General features: G+C 35.4%; 21 protein-coding genes and 1 riboswitch. Of the genes, 11 read left to right on the top strand and 10 right to left on the bottom strand.

Annotated features, from left to right (window positions below):
• Positions 1-2: 2 nt before the first annotated feature.
• Both nagB and phnF read left to right on the top strand, forming a co-directional pair.
• Positions 3-791: a glucosamine-6-phosphate deaminase gene (gene nagB / locus BAQ49_RS21295; protein WP_071746947.1), complete on the top strand. Its 789-nt coding sequence runs from the start codon at positions 3-5 to the stop codon at positions 789-791.
• Positions 721-1,452 (top strand): phosphonate metabolism transcriptional regulator PhnF, encoded by a 732-nt coding sequence (gene phnF / locus BAQ49_RS21290; RefSeq protein WP_071746946.1) that lies wholly within the window; start codon positions 721-723, stop codon positions 1,450-1,452. The genes nagB and phnF overlap by 71 nt, the downstream gene beginning before the upstream one ends.
• Positions 1,453-1,525: 73 nt before the next feature.
• On the opposite strand, the gene BAQ49_RS21285 is transcribed toward phnF, so the two are convergent.
• Positions 1,526-2,332 (bottom strand): Cof-type HAD-IIB family hydrolase, encoded by an 807-nt coding sequence (locus tag BAQ49_RS21285; protein ID WP_071746945.1) that lies wholly within the window; start codon positions 2,330-2,332, stop codon positions 1,526-1,528.
• Between the two features lie 165 nt (positions 2,333-2,497).
• Here BAQ49_RS21285 and glcT point away from each other — a divergent pair, with 165 nt between their 5' ends.
• The 4 genes from glcT to ptsP all read left to right on the top strand — a co-directional run bounded on the left by glcT (position 2,498) and on the right by ptsP (position 7,860).
• On the top strand, positions 2,498-3,346 hold the full coding sequence (gene glcT, locus BAQ49_RS21280) for a glucose PTS transporter transcription antiterminator GlcT (RefSeq protein WP_071746944.1): 849 nt from the start codon (positions 2,498-2,500) through the stop codon (positions 3,344-3,346).
• Positions 3,347-3,685: 339 nt separating this feature from the next.
• Positions 3,686-5,749 (top strand): PTS glucose transporter subunit IIABC, encoded by a 2,064-nt coding sequence (gene ptsG / locus BAQ49_RS21275; RefSeq protein ID WP_071746943.1) that lies wholly within the window; start codon positions 3,686-3,688, stop codon positions 5,747-5,749.
• A gap of 135 nt (positions 5,750-5,884) precedes the next feature.
• Positions 5,885-6,148, top strand: a complete 264-nt coding sequence (gene ptsH / locus BAQ49_RS21270) for a phosphocarrier protein HPr (protein WP_000411079.1) — start codon at positions 5,885-5,887, stop codon at positions 6,146-6,148.
• Complete coding sequence (ptsP, locus tag BAQ49_RS21265; protein ID WP_071746942.1) at positions 6,148-7,860, top strand: phosphoenolpyruvate--protein phosphotransferase; 1,713 nt, start codon at positions 6,148-6,150, stop codon at positions 7,858-7,860. The genes ptsH and ptsP overlap by 1 nt, the downstream gene beginning before the upstream one ends.
• Before the next feature lie 96 nt (positions 7,861-7,956).
• On the opposite strand, the gene BAQ49_RS21260 is transcribed toward ptsP, so the two are convergent.
• From BAQ49_RS21260 to BAQ49_RS21250, 3 genes are all read right to left on the bottom strand, one after another.
• The gene (locus BAQ49_RS21260) at positions 7,957-8,322 is read right to left on the bottom strand and encodes a DUF3915 domain-containing protein (protein ID WP_071746941.1); all 366 of its coding nucleotides are present in this window, start codon (positions 8,320-8,322) and stop codon (positions 7,957-7,959) included.
• A gap of 197 nt (positions 8,323-8,519) precedes the next feature.
• Complete coding sequence (locus BAQ49_RS21255; protein WP_071746940.1) at positions 8,520-8,738, bottom strand: hypothetical protein; 219 nt, start codon at positions 8,736-8,738, stop codon at positions 8,520-8,522.
• A 236-nt stretch (positions 8,739-8,974) separates the two neighbouring features.
• Positions 8,975-9,592 carry a nitroreductase family protein gene (locus BAQ49_RS21250; protein ID WP_071746939.1) on the bottom strand — a complete coding sequence of 206 codons (618 nt, stop codon included), beginning with the start codon at positions 9,590-9,592 and terminating at the stop codon, positions 8,975-8,977.
• A 331-nt stretch (positions 9,593-9,923) separates the two neighbouring features.
• On the opposite strand from BAQ49_RS21250, the gene BAQ49_RS21245 reads away from it, so the two are divergent.
• From BAQ49_RS21245 to BAQ49_RS21230, 4 genes are all read left to right on the top strand, one after another.
• On the top strand, positions 9,924-11,216 hold the full coding sequence (locus BAQ49_RS21245; RefSeq protein ID WP_071746938.1) for a GGDEF domain-containing protein: 1,293 nt from the start codon (positions 9,924-9,926) through the stop codon (positions 11,214-11,216).
• 91 nt (positions 11,217-11,307) lie between these two features.
• Positions 11,308-12,438, top strand: coding sequence for a serine hydrolase domain-containing protein (locus BAQ49_RS21240; protein WP_071746937.1), 1,131 nt, complete (start codon positions 11,308-11,310; stop codon positions 12,436-12,438).
• A gap of 4 nt (positions 12,439-12,442) precedes the next feature.
• Positions 12,443-13,324: an NAD(P)-dependent oxidoreductase gene (locus tag BAQ49_RS21235; RefSeq protein WP_071746936.1), complete on the top strand. Its 882-nt coding sequence runs from the start codon at positions 12,443-12,445 to the stop codon at positions 13,322-13,324.
• Position 13,325: 1 nt separating this feature from the next.
• The gene (locus BAQ49_RS21230) at positions 13,326-13,658 is read left to right on the top strand and encodes a DUF3909 family protein (protein WP_071746935.1); all 333 of its coding nucleotides are present in this window, start codon (positions 13,326-13,328) and stop codon (positions 13,656-13,658) included.
• Between the two features lie 61 nt (positions 13,659-13,719).
• Here the strand turns inward: BAQ49_RS21230 and BAQ49_RS21225 are convergent, their stop codons facing one another.
• The 6 genes from BAQ49_RS21225 to BAQ49_RS21200 form a co-directional block, all read right to left on the bottom strand.
• Positions 13,720-13,995, bottom strand: a complete 276-nt coding sequence (locus tag BAQ49_RS21225; RefSeq protein ID WP_071746934.1) for a hypothetical protein — start codon at positions 13,993-13,995, stop codon at positions 13,720-13,722.
• Positions 13,996-14,298: 303 nt separating this feature from the next.
• A complete protein-coding gene (locus BAQ49_RS21220) occupies positions 14,299-14,811 on the bottom strand; it encodes a 1,2-dihydroxy-3-keto-5-methylthiopentene dioxygenase (protein WP_071746933.1) in 513 nt (170 codons plus the stop codon).
• Positions 14,789-15,427 carry a methylthioribulose 1-phosphate dehydratase gene (locus BAQ49_RS21215; protein ID WP_071746932.1) on the bottom strand — a complete coding sequence of 213 codons (639 nt, stop codon included), beginning with the start codon at positions 15,425-15,427 and terminating at the stop codon, positions 14,789-14,791. The genes BAQ49_RS21220 and BAQ49_RS21215 overlap by 23 nt, the downstream gene beginning before the upstream one ends.
• Entirely contained in the window at positions 15,424-16,083 is a 660-nt protein-coding gene (locus tag BAQ49_RS21210) for a 2-hydroxy-3-keto-5-methylthiopentenyl-1-phosphate phosphatase (RefSeq protein WP_071746931.1), read from the bottom strand. The genes BAQ49_RS21215 and BAQ49_RS21210 overlap by 4 nt, the downstream gene beginning before the upstream one ends.
• A complete protein-coding gene (mtnW, locus tag BAQ49_RS21205; RefSeq protein WP_071746930.1) occupies positions 16,080-17,324 on the bottom strand; it encodes a 2,3-diketo-5-methylthiopentyl-1-phosphate enolase in 1,245 nt (414 codons plus the stop codon). The genes BAQ49_RS21210 and mtnW overlap by 4 nt, the downstream gene beginning before the upstream one ends.
• Before the next feature lie 64 nt (positions 17,325-17,388).
• Positions 17,389-17,496: riboswitch (SAM riboswitch) on the bottom strand.
• A 52-nt stretch (positions 17,497-17,548) separates the two neighbouring features.
• On the bottom strand, positions 17,549-18,739 hold the full coding sequence (locus BAQ49_RS21200; RefSeq protein ID WP_071746929.1) for a pyridoxal phosphate-dependent aminotransferase: 1,191 nt from the start codon (positions 18,737-18,739) through the stop codon (positions 17,549-17,551).
• Between the two features lie 14 nt (positions 18,740-18,753).
• Between BAQ49_RS21200 and BAQ49_RS21195 the strand changes: the two genes are divergently transcribed.
• Positions 18,754-19,617 carry a carbon-nitrogen family hydrolase gene (locus BAQ49_RS21195; RefSeq protein ID WP_071746928.1) on the top strand — a complete coding sequence of 288 codons (864 nt, stop codon included), beginning with the start codon at positions 18,754-18,756 and terminating at the stop codon, positions 19,615-19,617.
• Positions 19,618-19,650 lie beyond the last annotated feature (33 nt).

The raw sequence follows: 19,650 nt of genomic DNA, 5'->3' as shown, positions 1-19,650 counted from the left end.
AGATGAACATTCTTGTTGTAAAAACTCCAGAAGAATTAGCAGAAGCAGGTTTCAAGTTAATTGAAGAAGTTGTAAAATTAAAAGAAAATCCAACATTAGGAATGGCTACAGGAAGCTCTCCATTAGGTATTTATGCAGAAATGCGAAAAAATAAACTTGATACAAGTCATACAACCACTGTAAACTTAGATGAGTACGTAAATTTACCACACGAAGATAAAAACAGCTATCACTATTTCATGCAAGAACAGTTGTTTGATCATCTTCCATTTAAACAAACTTATGTACCAAACGGGATGGCAAGTGATTTAGAGGAAGAGTGCAAGCGTTATGAAGGCATTCTAGCAGCTAACCCAGTTGACTTACAGATTCTTGGAATCGGTGAAAACGGTCACATCGGATTTAATGAGCCAGGAACACCATTTAATTCTCCAACTAACATTGTGGAATTAACAGAATCTACACGCCAAGCAAATCTTCGCTTCTTTGAAAATGAAGAAGATGTGCCGACTCATGCGATTACAATGGGAATTGGAAGCATTATGAAAGCGAAACAAATTCTACTTGTTGCTATGGGATCTAAAAAGGCAGAAGCTATTAAAGAATTATTGCAAGGTGAATATAGTGAGGCGTGTCCTGCTACAGTTTTACAACGTCATCCGAATGTAACCGTAATCGCAGATCCAGAAGCTCTATCTTTATGCAGTGAGGCGATTGCTGATGAACATCGACAAGTATTCACCATTTCCGATCTATTATCAGATTCAAGAGTGGGTGAAACAGCTAATTGAGGACGGCGAATGGAAGCCGGGAGATAAAATTCCATCTGAGAATGAACTTTGTGATAAGTTCGAAGTGAGTCGTATGACAATCAGACAGGCAATTAATAACTTAGTGGAACAAGGGTATTTATATCGGAAGCGTGGAATTGGAACGTTCGTCCAACTTCCGAAAGTGGAGCAAAAGTTGCAAGGGATGACGGGATTCACAGAAGACATGATTTCTCGTGGTATGAAACCGAGCAGCCAGTTATTAAGTTTCCGCCTAGTTCCAGCTACTGCTAAAATAGCAGACCGGCTAAGAATACAAGAGGGAGAATCGGTTTATGAGGTGAGGCGTACTCGCTTAGCTGATGACGAACCGATTGCATTTGAGACGACATATTTGTCGCCAACTCTTGTGAAAGATATTAACGAAGAAATATTGCAACAATCTTTATATGAACATTTAGAGAAAAAACTGGGCTTTAAGCTAGTTCGCGCTACTCAGTCAATTGAGGCTTCAATTGCAACGGATAACGAAGCTGAACATCTGCATATTCCTAAAAAGGCGCCTGTACTTGTAATGCGTCAATGGTCTTATTCAGAAGGTGAGTTACCGTTAGAGTATGTGAAATGTATTTATCGTGGTGACCGTTATAAGTTTATTACGAACATCGCACGTAACAAGTAATATATTTCAGTTTGTGAAGTACAGTGAACTTTGATGTTTTCAACATGTAAAGAAATAAAAATACGACTCATCCTTATAAGGAGTGAGTCGTATTTTTATTATGAGCAATTACGTGGTTAACTGCATCTTTAACCGTATTTACTACATAGTGAGCGTGCTCTTTTACTGCGTCATCTGCTTGAGACATAGCAAAACTGTGAGGAGTTAAAGAGAACATTGGAATATCATTATAAGAATCCCCTATGCAAGCAATTTCCTCTGGTTGTATTTGAAATTCTTTTAATAAAATAGAAATAGCAGAACCTTTACTAATATTAGGTGGCATTACATCTAAACATTGTTCTGCTGAAATGAAGGTGCTAACTTTTCCGTGAAATTTTTCATCAATTTTTTTCTGGAGGAGTTGTAAGCTTTCCTTCGTTCCACCGACAGAAATTTTATTTGGAAAAATTGTATCATCAATTTTCTGTAATAGATTAGGTTCTTCAACAGAAGTCATCGTTACTTGTTGTTCAAGTTCATGAATAAACGGTGTTTTTTCTTCAATGTAGTAGTTATGTTCATCACTTACATAACGGAAATAAGGGTCTTCATTTGTCATAGCTAACAAATCTGGAAGAATGCTGGAATCGAAAGTTGCAGATAATAGCTGCTTATTTTCATGTGTATATACAAAAACACCATTTACACTAATGCGATGGAAATTTGTATTAACCGCTCTCATTAAGTCTGCAATTTCATTATCAAGTCTTCCAGAAGCGAAACAAAGAATTACATTTTGTTCAGCTAAGCTGCGTAAAGCGATAACATCTTGTTCGGCAATAAAACCTCCGTGTTGCATCATCGTTCCATCAATATCACTTACAAACATTTTAATCATGTTGCAATCTCCTTTCTATGTACAGTTGCCCTTACATTATACGCATCATATACAAACATGTCTAAAAAATGAATTTTTATTAAATGGTAGATGTTTTACATTGACGACAAAGAAGAATATTCTGTAACATAAAAGTAGGCTATTTAAGTACGAGGGTGGTGTTATATGAGTAATTATCTAGAAATTAAAAAAGTTTTAAATAATAATGTCATCATTGCTAGCCATCCTGAACACGAGGAAGTAGTAGTGATTGGTAAAGGAATTGGATTTGGGAAAAAGGCTGAAGATGTGTTGGAGCAAGAACAAATTGAGAAAATGTTTGTTTTAAAAAATGAACGTGATCGTGAACAATACAAACTTTTAGTACCACATGTGAGTGAAAAGCTAATTGAATTGATGAATGATATTATGTTCTACATTCAAGAAAAGGCAAAATCGCCATTAAATGAACATATTCACATTGCTTTAACAGATCATATTTCTTTTGCAATTAAAAGGCTGAAACAAGGACTTACAATAGATAATCCTTTTTTAGTTGAAACGAAAATGCTATATCCAGAGGAATATGAAATCGCTGAAGGTGTTGTAGATCTTTTAAATTCTCGTTTGCAAATTACATTGCCAGAAGGGGAAGTTGGCTTTATCGCACTTCACATTTACAGCTCGCTTACAAACTCTGATTTATCTTCTGTTAATCAAAATTCTCGTCTTATTGCACAACTTGTGTCTTTAATTGAGACAAGCCTACAAATTACATTAGACCAAGAAAGCATTCATTATTTACGCCTTATTCGCCATTTACAATATGCTATTGAGCGGGTGAAAAAAGGAGAAAAAGTAGAAGAAGCACAGAGTTTTGCTGATTTATTAAAGTTGGAATATCCAGTTTGTTATAATTTGGCGTGGAAACTAGTCAAAGTAATGCAGAAAGAATTGCAACTTCCTGTATATGAAGCGGAGAGTATTTATTTAACGATGCATTTACAACGATTAGTGAAAGCAGAACATGTGTAAAAAGACATATATTTTTGTCTAAAATGAAAACGTTAAAAAAAATGATTGAATCGCTTACAATAGTTATGTATAATAACTATTGCAAAGTTATACAAAATTCGACAAACACATTAAGGTAAGTAACGAAAACGTTTGCCTTAATTATAGTGAACTTATACGTAATCCTATTTTTGACACGTGTTACTGATTCGATCAGGCATGAGTGGAGAAAAGTTGGGAATGTAAGCTAAATAAAGGGACATACTACCCTTTGTATAGCTATCGTTCTATCTTTTTTTCCTCATGCCTTTTTGGCGTTTGTCGAAAAGTATCAATATAGATAAGAGAGGAAGGGTTTCCATGTTTAAGAAGATCTTTGGTGTTCTTCAAAAAGTCGGAAAAGCGCTTATGCTTCCAGTAGCGATTTTACCGGCAGCAGGTATTTTACTTGGATTTGGTAATGCATTTCAAAATCCACAGCTAACAAATGTTATTCCTGCTTTAAAAGCAGATTGGTTCGTAATGGTTGCAAAAATTATGGAACAATCGGGTGATATTATTTTCGCTAACCTTGCATTATTATTCGCAGTTGGGGTAGCGATCGGTTTAGCTGGTGGAGACGGAGTAGCTGGTTTAGCAGCATTCGTCGGCTACTTAATTATGAACAAAACGATGAGTGTGTTCTTAGAAGTAGATAAGCTAGTGAAAGTAACAAGTTCTGGAACAGATCCAGTGAAAATTGGATTTGCAGATCCAGCATATGCAAACGTATTAGGAATTCCAACACTACAAACAGGAGTATTTGGTGGTATTATCGTCGGGATAGTAGCTGCATATTGCTACAATAAATACTTCAACATTGAATTACCATCATACTTAGGTTTCTTTGCAGGTAAGCGTTTCGTACCGATCGCAACTGCAACATTCTCTTTAGTAGTAGGTATTATCATGTGCTTCGTTTGGCCATACATTCAAGGTGGCTTAAATACGTTCTCACATCAAATGATTGATGCAAATAGAACGTTAGCAGCATTTATATTCGGTTTAATTGAACGTTCATTAATTCCATTTGGATTACATCATATTTTCTATTCACCGTTCTGGTTCGAATTCGGTCAGTATACAAATGCAGCTGGCGAATTAATCCGCGGTGACCAAAAAATCTTTATGGCACAGTTAAAAGATGGTGTAGAATTAACAGCAGGTACATTTACAACTGGTAAGTATCCGTTCATGATGTTCGGTCTTCCAGCTGCCGCTTTAGCAATGTACCATGAAGCACGTCCAGAAAATAAAAAATTAGCAGCAGGTATTTTAGGATCTGCTGCATTAACATCTTTCTTAACAGGTATTACAGAACCACTTGAATTTTCATTCTTATTCGTAGCACCAGTATTATTCGGAATTCACGCAGTATTCGCTGGTCTATCATTTATGACAATGCAAATTTTAGGTGTTAAAATTGGTATGACATTCTCTGGTGGTTTAATCGACTTTATCTTATTCGGTGTACTACCTGGCCGTACAGCATGGTGGTGGGTAATTATTGTTGGTCTTGTACTAGCAGTGATTTACTACTTCGGATTCCGCTTTGCAATTCGTAAATGGGATCTAAAAACACCTGGTCGTGAAGTAGCAAATGCTAATGACGGCGCAGGAAAAACAGAAGCAGGTGAACTTCCACGTGAAGTATTAGTAGCACTTGGTGGTAAAGAAAACATCGCTTCTTTAGATGCTTGTATTACTCGTTTACGTGTACAAGTTAACGAACAAAAGAATGTAAATAAAGACCGCTTAAAAGAGCTTGGAGCAGCTGGTGTACTTGAAGTTGGAAATAACATTCAAGCTATTTTCGGACCGAAATCTGACACATTAAAATCACAAATTCATGATATTATGTCAGGTCGTACACCTCATGTTGAAAAAGAAGAGCCTGTAAAAGTGGAAGAAACTCCTCAACAAGTTGATGAAAATGAAACAATCGTTTCACCAATTGAAGGGAAAATCTTACCGATTACAGAAGTACCTGACCAAGTATTCTCAGGGAAAATGATGGGAGATGGATTTGCGATTGAGCCAACAGAAGGAACAGTAGTTTCTCCAGTTAATGGTGAGATTGTAAATGTATTCCCTACAAAACATGCGATTGGTATTCAGTCTGAAGGCGGAAAAGAAATTTTAATTCACTTTGGTATTGATACTGTAAAATTAAATGGTGAAGGCTTTGAAGCGCTTGTAGCACAAGGTGATAAAGTGAAACAAGGACAACCATTATTAAAAGTAGATCTTGCATTTGTAAAAGAAAATGCACCATCTATTATTACACCAATCGTCTTTACGAATTTACAACAAGGGCAACAAGTCGAATTGAAAAAAGATGGAAATGTTAAAAAGGGCGAAAACGCTATTATTGACATTCAATAGGAATTTGACGCAAAATGTTTATAATTATAATAGGCGATGTGGTTGACCGAACATCGCCTATTATATACAATAGATGATGTAGTACTCACGTCTATACAACTAAAAAAATACGTAATTTAAAGGAGATAAATTATCATGGAAAAAATCTTTAAAGTAACTAGCGATTCAGGAATTCATGCTCGTCCAGCAACTCTACTTGTAAACACTGCAAGCAAATTTGGTTCTGACATTAACTTAGAGTATAACGGAAAAAACGTTAACTTAAAATCAATCATGGGTGTTATGTCTTTAGGAATTCAACAAGGCGCGGAAATTAAGATCACTGCAAATGGTGATGATGCAGCTCAAGCACTAGCAGCTATCGAAGAAACTATGAAAAACGAAGGATTAGGAGAATAATGACTCTTAATATCCAAGGGATCGCTGCATCAAGTGGGATTGCTATTGCAAAGGCTTTCAGACTTGAGAATCCTGAATTTAACATTGAAAAGAAATCAATTACGAACGAAGCTGCTGAAATTGCACGCTTAGACGCTGCGCTTGAGAAAGCAAAATCTGAACTAGAAGCTATTAAGGATCACGCTTTTGCTGAGCTAGGTGCTGATAAAGCTGCTATCTTTGAAGCACATTTATTAGTATTAAATGATCCAGAATTAGTAAATCCAGTAAAAGATAAAGTAAATAGCGAAAAAGTAAATGCTGAATTTGCAATGGATGAAGTTGCATCAATGTTTATTTCTATGTTTGAAAACATGGATAACGAATATATGAAAGAACGTGCTGCGGATATTCGCGACGTAACAAAACGCGTTCTTGCACATTTACTAGGCATTAACTTCTCAAATCCTGGTACAATTTCTGAAGAAGTAATCATCATTGCTGAAGATTTAACACCATCTGATACAGCTCAGTTAAACCGTAAGTATGCAAAAGGTTTCACAACTGATATCGGTGGACGTACATCTCACTCTGCAATTATGGCTCGTTCTATGGAAATTCCAGCTGTTGTTGGTACGAAAGTTGTTATGGAGAAAATCCAAAACGGCGATATCGTAATCATTGACGGTTTAGATGGAGAAGTAATTGTAAATCCATCAGAAGAAACTCTTCGTTCGTTTGAAGAAAAGAAAGCGAAATTTGAAGAGCAAAAAGCTGTATGGGCAAAATTAAAAGACCAAGCTACTGTAACAAGCGATGGACATCACGTTGAGCTTGTTGCTAATATCGGAACACCAAATGATGTACAAGGTATTATCGATAATGGCGGAGAAGGCGTTGGTTTATACCGTACAGAATTCTTATACATGGGCCGTGACAATCTTCCAACAGAAGAAGAGCAGTTCGATGCGTATAAAGCAGTTCTTGAAGGTGTAAAAGAAGGTCAACCTGTCGTTGTTCGTACACTTGACATCGGTGGAGATAAAGAGCTTCCATACTTACATTTACCAAAAGAAATGAACCCATTCTTAGGATACCGTGCAATTCGCCTATGTCTTGATGAGCAAGATGTGTTCCGTACACAACTTCGTGCATTACTTCGTGCTAGCGTATACGGTAACTTAAAAATTATGTTCCCAATGATTGCAACTCTTGATGAGTTCCGTCAAGCGAAAGCGATTTTATTAGAAGAGAAAGCAAAACTTGTAGAAGCGGGTACAACTGTTTCTGATTCTATTGAAGTTGGTATGATGGTTGAAATCCCAGCTTCAGCAGTATTAGCAGATCAATTCGCAAAAGAAGTTGATTTCTTCTCTATCGGAACAAATGACTTAATCCAATACACAATGGCTGCGGACCGTATGAACGAACAAGTAGCTTACTTATACCAACCATATAACCCATCTATTTTACGTCTTGTAAAAATGGTTATCGATGCTGCTCATAAAGAAGGCAAATGGGCTGGTATGTGTGGTGAGATGGCGGGAGATTCACTTGCTATCCCATTATTATTAGGATTAGGCTTAGATGAGTTCAGTATGAGTGCAACATCTATCCTTCCTGCAAGAACACAACTAAGCAAGTTGTCAAAAGCAGAAATGGAAACATTAGCAGAAAAAGCATTAATGATGTCAACTGCTGAAGAAGTTGTTGAGTTAGTTAAAAGTATATAATAGTAAAAAAACCTGAGTCGATTTGAAATCGGTCTCAGGTTTTTTCTAGGAGAAAAGCAAATCTTATTTTCTTACTATAGAGGATAAGGAACAGAATTAGATAGCGATTGCAACGATATCAGTTGGGCATACACGTAAAATACCAGTAAAAGTATTTTGATTTTGATTGTTCTTATCGTCTTTATTGTTATCTTTGTTATCGTTATTACGAGCTAAAGCAGAGAAAAGAGCAACGCCGTTAGCGAAACCTTCAAAAATTACATTGTTGAATGTTCCGTTACCTCTAATGCTTAAAAGAGAAAGCTCTGTTCCAACTGAAATGCTAGCAAGTACGTTACATACAGCAGTTCGTTGTGGTCTAACTTCTTCTTTCTCTTTCTCGCGATGGTCGCGATGGTCACACTCTCTTTCACGATGATGACAGTCTCTAAAGTTATCACAGCATCCAAATGATCCAAACATAATCCTCATCACCCCCTTCACACTTATAATCTATGTAAGTTCGGCAGTCGGTGACTGGACAGAGAATGAAATTTTTACTAGGGGATTTTCTCATTTTAAATGACTAGCTGGGTGTTTATTACGGAATGATGTTTAAAATAGGGGAAATATCACAAAAAAATGTAAAGACCACCGAAATGAAATAAATTAGGTAGCCATTACACTTTTTTGCTTTTATATAAAACGATGATATATACAGGAAGAGCTAGGAGTAGCGGTGCAATGGATCGTGCAGTATGTTTTTCTGCTTCTAATTGGAACACTTCTTCTTTTGGGAATTGTAACACTGATATGTTTGCAGCATCGCCAATAAAATATAGCAGTAGTACAGTTACTATGTAACTTAAAAGTGCGATAAAGCTTCCGTATGAACTCAATGAAAATCCCTCTCTTGTTATCTATTTGTTATCATTGTATCACAATTGTAACAAAAATACACGGTTATCTTTCGGTGGTTTAACAAATTTCGACACAAAACGCCATATTTGTTTATGGGGATAGCATGAAAATTACGATTTTTCTATGTATAGATGTCGAATAATACATTGTAATATTACGGATGTGTAACAGAATATAAAAAAACGAAGGTAATGAAATTACCTTCGTTTTTTTATTATTTCGCCCATTCACTCACTTGTTCTACGCTCATGCGTGGTGCAGGGTGACCTTTTAAAGTGGATTCACCAATTGTAATAAGCATAATTGGTACGTAACGAGATGAAACATTAAATTCTTCCATTAGTGCCTGTGGGTTGAAGCCACCAATAGCGCAAGTATCCCAACCAGTTGCTTTAGCAGCAAGCATAAGTTGCATTGCTGCTAAAGCAGCATTTGAAAAGGCAGCATCTCGTGGGTATTGCTCACGAGTATATGCAGATTCAATGTTTTTAGCTAAGCGCTCTTTTGCTTCTTCTTTCATAAATCCTTGTTCAACAATTGGACCGTAAACAGGTTCAACATTTTTATATGCTTCTAAATCACCTAAAATAGCGACTACGGCAGAAGCATCAAGAATTTGTTGTTGGTTATAAGCAATTGGATGTAATCGTTTTTGTACGTTTTCGCCTTGGAAAACAAGGAATTTCCAGTGTTGCAAGTTCCAAGCAGAAGGTGCTTGTGCAGCGGCTTTTAAAATTTCATGTAATTCTGTAGATGAAATTTCTTTTTCAGGGTTGAATGCACGTGTAGATGTGCGTTCATATAAAACGTTAAAAAAGTCATTGTTTGTCATTATATATCCTCCAAATTACATATCAACTTAATATGAAATAAATGTAATATATTCTACTTACATTTTGTAAGTTATTGAATTTAAGGATATAATAACTTTATTTTAATTGTCAAGTTTTAAGTGACGAGATGGGGCATTCATACAAACGATACAATTCCTATAATCATACACTAAAAAAGGAATTTCTAGAGTAGATAAGCGAAGATAACATTCTCAATTAGCTTGTTAATATGCATTCCTCACTAATCGGATTTTTTTGAGAACTATTTTTTATAAAATGATTACGAGGAATTCAGTAGAACAAGATATATGAAGTGAGTGAAGACTAGTGATGAACATACTACATTTTTTATTAGAGAATACTGTTTTCCAAAATGTATTACAAGATCTTCAGTTGAATGTCCTTTATATAGAAGATGGATGTACACATCAACAAACGATAGAAAACGTCCATCCAAAATGTATGTTTATAGCAAATAGTTTTGAAGAAGGAGAAATGTTGTTTCATAGAACTAGACCGCATATTGTAATTATGTATGTAACAGATTTTGCTCAAATAAAATATATAAAGAATATATATAATTCACAGAGCACATTCATTATCATTTGGGATCAACAGATAAACAATGAGTTTGCAGATTTACTACTGTTAGGAATACGTAATATTGTTATAGCACCAGTAACCCCACAAGTAGTATTGGAGGAAGTGAATAAGAGTTTATATCAGCTTTCTTTAGTGCGACAAGTAAGTTTGCAGCAGGAATTACTTCAAACGATGTTTGATTTTCAAAATGATTTATTATTTATAGTAGAAGATGATGAGATTGTTGATTGTAATACAAATTTTTTAGAGTTTTTCGGATATGATAATTTAATTACCTATCGTGAACAACATCTAGTGTTTGCAGAACATCTTATAAGAGAGACTGGATATTATTCGACGACTCACGATGTAACATGGCTGGATGATACTTTATCAAATGGAAGAAGAATTAAGATGCACAATTATGAAGGGGAAGCTTCTACCTTTTTATTACGTGCGACACCATTACCAGAAGACTTATCGCGATTTATAGTAAAATGCACAGAGATTACAGAATTAGATGAAATCTATCAAGAGCAAGAAAGACTGGCTATGATAGATTCATTGACAGAAATATATAATCGTTTGAAATTCCAACAAATATTGGAGACAGAGTGGGAGAATGTAACACGTAATGATAAAAAAATAGCACTTATTTTGTTTGATATAGATAACTTTAAATCAGTAAATGACACATATGGTCATGATTTTGGCGATTTAGCATTAGTACAACTTGCAGATCTTATGAAATCTAAAGTTGAACATCAACATATATTTGCAAGGTGGGGAGGAGAAGAATTTATAATATTAGTGACAGATACGGTAGAAAAAGAAGCGTTTCAAGTTGCGGAATCGTTACGATTTTTCATTGAAACAAAGCAGTTCTCTGGAATTTCGAAATTAACAGCGAGTTTTGGAGTTGCGTTATATGAGCAAGGAATTACTAAAGAGGAATTAATGCAAAGAGCGGATATTGCATTATATGAAGCAAAAAAAAATGGGAAAAATCAAGTATGTATATATAGAAAGGAAAAAATGTGATTTTTCGCAACAAATTGTTGCGATTTTTTTTTATTGCCTGATAATAGAATATGGGGGACCATTCTTCACGAAGTAATTATGGAGGAACAATATGAAAAAAAAAATAATGATTATGGCTTCACTGTCTGTTGTAGTTTGCAGCGGAGTATACTATTTTCTCTATAGTCCCGATCTAAAGGAACAAGCAGTATTAACAACAAAGGTAACTCCCGCTATTGAGTCAGAGGTACAGGATAATATAGAAGAAGTACAAAAAATTGATTATGCTAGTATATCTCAAAAGTTAGATCAATATTTAGTAGGAAAGCAATTTAATGGGACAGTTTTGGTGACAGATAAAGAGCATGTTATATTGAATAAAGGATATGGATATGCTGATGTTCAAAATAAAATAGAAAATACGCCTCAAACAAAATATCGTATCGGTTCTATTACGAAAACAGTTGTTGCTACGTCCATTTTACAGTTGCAAGAACAAGGGAAGTTAAATATTCAAGAGAATGTAAATAAATACATTCCTTCATTTCCAGCAGATAAAAACATTACGTTATATCACTTATTAACGCATACATCTGGTTTACCGGAAAATGGGAAAGGAAAGGTTAATGTAGCTTCACGTATAAATTTAATAAATTGGATTGGAAGTCAAAAGTTAGATTTTCCACCAGGGACAGGTTGGAAGTATACGGATTATAATTATATGGTGCTCGCTTATATTATAGAAAATATAACGAAAAAGCCTTTAGGAGATTATATAAAAGAAAATATATTTACAAAGGCAGAGATGCATGAATCAGGTATGGGAAATATGGTACCTGGAGATGAAAATTTCACGAAGGGTTATGTGAAGAAAGATCAAGAACTTGTACCAGCGCAAAAATTAGGAATGGACTGGTTATATGGATCTGGTGAGATGTATACGACAGTAGGGGATATGAAAAAATTAGATGAAGCGATTATAAATGGAAAGCTTCTTTCTGAACAAAGTATACAAGCGATGTTTACACCTTCAGCAGAACGGAAATATGCATTTAGTTTTTATATATATCCGGACTATTTTCATAATCATGGTGTATTATCTGGTTGGAATACGTTTAATAATTTCAATAAAGAAAAAGGAACGTTTGTTATTTTATTCTCAAATGTGAAGAATGGTTTGGATGATGATTTTAATAAGGAATTTCGAAAGATGGTAAATGATTTATTAGAACAAAGGGGATGAGAAGATGGAAAATAAAAATTTATCAATAGGTTTCATTGGTATAGGTGTGATGGGAAAAAGTATGGTTAACCATTTAATGCAAAGTGGTTATAAAGTATATGTGTATAATAGAACGAAAGAAAAAGCGGATTCTTTAGTACAGGAGGGTGCGATTTGGTGTGATACACCGAAAGTGTTAGTAAAGCAAGTTGATGTTGTAATGACTATGGTTGGATATCCACATGATGTAGAAGAAGTGTATTTTGGGATAGATGGGATTTTGGAGAATGCAAATGAAGGCACGATCGCAATTGATTTCACAACATCTACACCAACATTGGCAAAACGTATTAATGAAGCTGGTAAAAGTAAGAATATATATACGTTAGATGCGCCTGTATCTGGAGGAGACGTCGGTGCGAAAGAAGCAAGACTCGCAATTATGGTCGGTGGAGAGAACGAAATATATGATAAATGTTTACCGTTATTTGAAAAACTAGGAACAAATATTCAGCTGCAAGGACCAGCAGGGAGTGGACAACATACAAAAATGTGTAATCAAATTGCAATTGCTTCCAACATGATTGGAGTATGTGAAGCTGTTGCTTATGCGAAAAAGGCTGGACTAGATCCAGATAAAGTATTAGAGAGTATTTCAACAGGAGCAGCAGGTAGCTGGTCATTAAGTAATTTAGCTCCTCGAATGTTAAAGGGAGATTTTGAACCTGGTTTTTATGTAAAGCATTTTATGAAAGATATGAAGATTGCTTTAGATGAAGCTGAAAAACTACAATTACCAGTACCGGGTTTAACCTTAGCGAAGGAATTGTATGAAGAACTAATCGTAGCTGGAGAAGAGAATAGCGGAACGCAAGTGTTATACAAAAAATACATAGGGGGTAAGTGAGATGGATCTCCAAAAGTTTGATGAGATGATTGATGCTGTGCAGCAATCAACTTGTGTACAGATTAATGATAAGCAAAAAGAAGCTTTTAAACAAAAATACGATTTTGAGCCAAGTTTCGAATATGGACGAGATGAGAAAGGGCATTATGTTATCCGAACTTCGAAAAAGATGTTAGAGGAAATGGATTTTTATTTGGCATTGAAATATGATCGAGATGGAATTGCCCTTTATATGCATGCTGAGATTGAAGGGACATGTCACGTGTCCGTTAGCTATAGTGAAGATGCACTTCATTTGCAAGAATTGTTTCAATTTCTAGAAGAAAATAAATAAAAAGTCCTCATCTGAGGACTTTTTATTTATTTAGGCAGGCATAATATTTAAGTTGGATAATTTATAGGCTGGAAGCGCGGCGGCAGCGTTCAATTGGGAATGGAATAACTTGTGCAATGTGATTAGGACCAAACTGTTTTGCGCGAGCATGGCGTAGTATATAAAATGCGCACAGGATAGAAACAGGAATAGCACCGTACAAACCGAAAAATAAAGCGCTTACACAAGATGCTGCAAAACCTAAAACACCAACTTCTAATTCTTCCATAATAGCTCCTAAAATGACAGGAATAGCTCCACATGAAACTCCTAGTATAAGTGCGATAAGTAAACTCATGATTATCCCCCTCTGCTTGCAATATTCTTTTCCTTCTTATTAGTTGTAGTATATCATACGTAAAACAGAATTTTCAGAAAAAATTCAAAAAAAGTTCGATAAATGTTCAAAAAGTATTCCGAAATGTACTTGATAAAATGGAAGTGTGATTTGAATAAACGAAAGGGACAAATTATTTTAGTGAATAAAAAATCAGGCTTACTTCAATGTTATGAAATAAGCCTGTTCCATAGGAGGATGTATATATGTAGAGTGAATAAAAGATTGGAAAAGGGGTTCCAATCTTTTATTCAACTAGCTACCTTAATAAATTGGAACCCAACCTTCTGTTGTAACAAAAATACGAATAGCTACAACTTGGCGATCATCTTGTAAGGTAAAATAATGTCTTGCATTTTCAGGTACAGATATAAGATCACCAGGCTCAAGTTCAACGTCAAAGAATCGACCATCTTTTCCTTTAATAGCGAAGATGCCATGACCGCTGACAATAAAGCGAACTTCATCGTCAGTATGATGGTGTTCTTTTTGGAAATTAATTAATAACTCATCAAGGTTAGGTGTGCTACTAGAAAGTGAAATCACATCATATGCTTTATAACCTCGGCGCTCTGAAACATCAGCGATTTCTTTTGAAAACACCGCTAATATTTCAGCTTTGTTTTCATCTGTTAATGAATAATTTTCATTTAAATGAGTAGGAAGTTTAGAAATATTCCATTTCTCATTTAAAACGCCTTCTTCTTGTAGAAATTTTGATACTTCCACCTCATTTTCAATGCGAGTATTTACTTCATGAATACGAATTTGCGCCATTAGAAACGCCTCCTTGAATTGATAATAGTTTTATATGAAATTGGAATAAAAACTCATAAGCTTCTAATCTTTTCTTTGCATCAAAGCTATCTCGGCCCCATACGGTAATACCATGATTACGGATTAATACTGCTCCCGAATCTCCTTGTATATGTTTTCGTAAGTCCTCTCCAAGTGTTGGGATATGAGCATGGTTTTCAATAATAGGAATGTGAATCGTTGCACCTTCTTCCCAAATATCAAGAGCTTTAATAATTTCTTGATTTTGAAGGGTGACTGCATCACCATACAAATTTGTGATGACATTGTTATCAGTTGTATGAACATGAAGTACGCATCCGGCATTCGTATTGTTATAAATATGTGTATGCAATATTGTTTCTGCTGAAGGGCGTAATTCAGTCTCTAATACGGGAACCCCTAGATGATCTACTAATAGAAAATCATCTGGAGTAGTTTTTGTTTTATCTTTACCGCTTGCTGTAATAAGAAAAGTAAGTGGCTCATGACTAACTTTTATAGAAATATTACCACTTGTTGCTGGAAACCAATTTCGTATTGTTAACTCTTTTTTAATCTCGCTTAAGTCATACCATTGACGAAAAAGTTGTTTCATAATTTCACCTCCAACAAATGTTTTAATTCAGCTTGAACATCGTGAAATGTTTCAAACGGTGTATAAGCAATACGATTTTCTTCACATTTGGTAATAAGAAAGTCGCGGGCGAACACTTTATCTGCGTGTTTCGCAGCTTGTAGATCAGTAATAGAATCTCCAATCACAATATGGAAGTCATTTGTATCACTTAATTTACGGATTAAAGATGATTTACATAATCCGCAATTATTTTGACAGTGATGATCACAAGGGTGAGGCCAATTCACTGTGATGTGTTCATCTGAAAAGTCTGTTTTATTACAGTAAATTTGCTCTTTGGGAATGATTCCTTGCAAGAGTGGATAGACGAAGAAATCCATTCCACCTGATATAACGTAAAAAGAAATATTATTTTCATTTGTAAATTGTATAAATTCATGAAAGCCACTACGGATTTCGGCAGTTTCTTTTAAAAATTGAATCATATCATCGTGTAAATTAGTAGGTAGCATTTGAAATAATTGAGAAACACCTTCTTGAATAGATAGCTCTTGTGATAAAATTCTATTCTTTACTTCTTCTGCTTCTGGTGGTGCGAATTTTTCCATAATGGACATAATGTTATCATTATTTGTAATCGTACCATCGAAATCACAAAATACTTGAATACTCATAATTTCACCTCATGAGAGGGATTTCCCCATATTTGTAGTGCGCTATGCAAATTTATTTCATCTACTTCATGGAGTGGCTTGCTTTGTAAAGTAGCGTCAATTGCAGTGCGGAAAGCTTTTCCACCACCTTGTGCTCCATTCGGATGCCCATGTATCCCGCCACCAGCATTAATAACAACATCTTTACCGAAATCTCGCAAGATAAAGGGAACGAAACCAGGATGAATGCCAGCAGATGGGACAGCAAAGCTCTTCTTGAAAAATGTGTCTTCCTCAGTTAAATACTTTGAAATGTTGAGAGCTTCTTTTTTCTCTAACGCAACGCTCCCATATGGAGATGGGAATAAAGAAAAATCTGCACCAGCATAACGTAATAGCTTTCCGAGTAATAATGGAGATGAGACTCCATATAGCTTGGATGATGAATAAGCACCACTCACAGCAGGGTGAGCCATAATAGGAACTGAAATTTCAGCATCTTCTGCAAGTGATTGTAGTACATCTAGTCCGTAAGCAAATACATTAAATAATAGAATATCAGCACCAGCTTGTACTGCGCGCTTCGCATTTTCTGTTAAGTCAAAAGTTCGTCCTGTTAAATTTACTGCATATAACGTTTTATGGCCGTATGTTTCATATACTGCTTGTAAAACTTCTTTTCCAGATATAATGCGCTTTGTTAGTGGTGTTAATGAATTCTCAAATAATATCTCATCATCTTTTACGATATCTACACCACCAATAGCTTGATCGCGTAATTGGGTTTTTAAATACCCAATATTTCGTCCAATCATCCCTTTAAAAATGCTCATTAAAAGGGGACGTTCATGCACTTGTAAAATATTTCTAATGCCATCAATACCGAACTTTGGACCAGGAAAATGTTTTTTTAGCTCGTTTGAAAAAGTTAAATCAATTAATTTCACTTCGCCATCAAGTGATAGCTTTCCGAATGTAGTTGTTAAAATCGCTGGTAAGTCTGGACTGAAATTTAATAACGGGTATTCGATTTTAATAATCCCGCGTTTTACTTTTTTACCTAGATACAAATTGGTATGCTCTTGTTCGTCTAATTCCTCAACATGAATGACATTGCCTTTATGCTGTTTTAATTGTTCTTGCAATAAGTGTGGCAAATGAGTCCAAGAGCCAATTGTTAACCCAAGTGCAATTTGCTCAGCTTTTTTTTCTAAGTTATGTGAATCGTCATGGATTAAATACGTCGCTATAATTCCGCTCATTGTTATAACCTCCTAGTTAAATAAAAAAACCTCTCAGCTAAGGAGAGGTTTTTTTACAACCAGCTCCTTATCTGTCAGCGTAATGCTGCGAGAATTAGCACCGTGTCTACAATTATGTAGATCGGTTGCCGGGCTTCGTCGGGCTCGTCCCTCCACCTGCTCTTGATAAGAAGTATTTAGAAATGTTTTAATTTTTAAGATAACTGAATTTTGTCAGATATTTTTCATGTTGTCAATGACTTTTTGAAAAAATTCAATTTATCAATTCGATTAATGGCTTCTCGTAATCGTTCTTCTGTATGCAAGAGACCAACGCGGACATACCCTTCGCCGTGCTCACCAAATCCAATACCAGGAGCAACTGCAACGTGTGCTTTTTCTAGTAAAATATCAGAAAACTGCTCAGATGTATATCCTTCTGGTACAGGAAGCCATGCAAAGAATGATCCTGTTGGAATATCTACATTCCAACCAATTGAATGACAAGCTGAAATAAGAGCGTTTCTGCGAGATTCGTAACTATTTACAAGGTCTACGACGCAAGATTGTGAACTTAATAGTGCTTCACGGGCAGCATCTTGAACTGCACCAAATATACTAACATACATATGATCTTGTAATAAGTTAATTGTTTCAATAACACTTTCATTCCCTACTGCAAAAGCAATACGCCATCCCGCCATATTGAAAGTTTTTGATAAAGTATAAATTTCAATTCCTGTATCTTTGGCACCGTCTGCTTGTAAGAAACTAACCGGCTTTTGACCATCAAACCCAATAGCGCCGTAAGCAAAATCATGAACAACTAATATATTATGTTTATTAGCAAAATGAATGGTTTCATCAAAAAAATCTTTTGATGCAGTAGCACCAGTAGGATTGTTTGGATAGTTTAAAAACATTAATTTTGCACGTTCAGCGATAGTACTATCAATTTTCGTATAATCTGGTAAAAATTTATTTTCTGCAATAAGCGGCATTGTTTTAAATTGTGCTTTTGCTAAAGCAACTCCTGATAAATAATCTGGATAGCCTGGATCTGGAACGAGAATAGTATCACCAGGGTTTGTAAAACACATTGGTAATTCTACTAATCCAGCCTTTCCACCAAACAAAATAGCAACTTCAGTTTTGGGGTTTACTACTACATCATATTCACGTTGATAGAATGTTGCCACGGCTTCTTTTAAGCTCTCGTGTCCGCGAAATGGCGGATATTTATGATGAATGGTCTTTTCTGCAGCATCTTGTAAAGCTTTTACGATATGCTGCGGTGTTGGTTGATCTGGATTACCTTGACCTAGATTAATAACATCGTGACCAGCTGCAACGACCTTGTTAACTTTTGCAACAAGTGAAGCGAAAAATTGTGTAGGCAATGATGTTACTATCTCAGAAGGTTGAAATAATTTCATACTTTCCACCTCTTTTGAAAGTTGTTACAATTCTAGTGACAAATGATATAATCTTTCCAGTATTTTGTAAAGAAAAAAATAAGAATGGGGCTGACAAAATGAAAGTCGCATGTATTCAAATGGATATTGTCTTTGGAGATGTAGCAAAAAATATGGAGAACGCTAAAAATAAAATAAGTGAAGCGATGAAGGAAAGACCAGATGTTATCGTCTTACCAGAACTATGGACGACAGGATATGATTTAACGAGACTTTCTGAAATTGCAGATAGGGATGGAGTAGAAACGAAAGAAACGTTGAAAGAATGGTCGAAACAATATGGTGTACATATTGTTGGTGGTTCTATAGCGAAGCAAACAGAGCAAGGTGTTACAAATACAATGTATGTTGTAAACAAAGAAGGAGATCTAGTTAATGAATATAGTAAAGTACATTTATTTCAGCTGATGGATGAACATAAATATTTAGTAGCTGGAAATAGTACAGGCGAATTTAAGCTAGATGATGTAGAATGCGCCGGCACCATTTGTTATGATATTCGTTTTCCAGAGTGGATGCGCGTTCATACTGCTAAAGGTGCAAAAGTTTTATTTGTTGTAGCAGAATGGCCATTAGTTCGTTTAGCGCATTGGCGCTTACTATTGCAAGCAAGAGCAGTTGAAAATCAGTGTTATGTTGTGGCATGTAATAGGGCAGGAAAGGATCCTAATAATGAGTTTGCAGGCCATTCTTTAATTGTGGATCCTTGGGGGGAAGTTGTAGTAGAGGCAAATGAAGAGGAATCAATTTTATTTGGAGACCTTACATTCGAGAAAATTAACGAGGTACGTAAAGGAATTCCTGTTTTTGCGGATCGCCGTCCAGAATTATACAAATAAAATGTTGACAAGTGATTTTTATTCTTGGTATAG

It is taken from the genome of Bacillus proteolyticus (assembly GCF_001884065.1).
Classification (GTDB): domain Bacteria; phylum Bacillota; class Bacilli; order Bacillales; family Bacillaceae_G; genus Bacillus_A; species Bacillus_A proteolyticus.
This window is presented reverse-complemented; position numbering and strand designations above follow the sequence as displayed.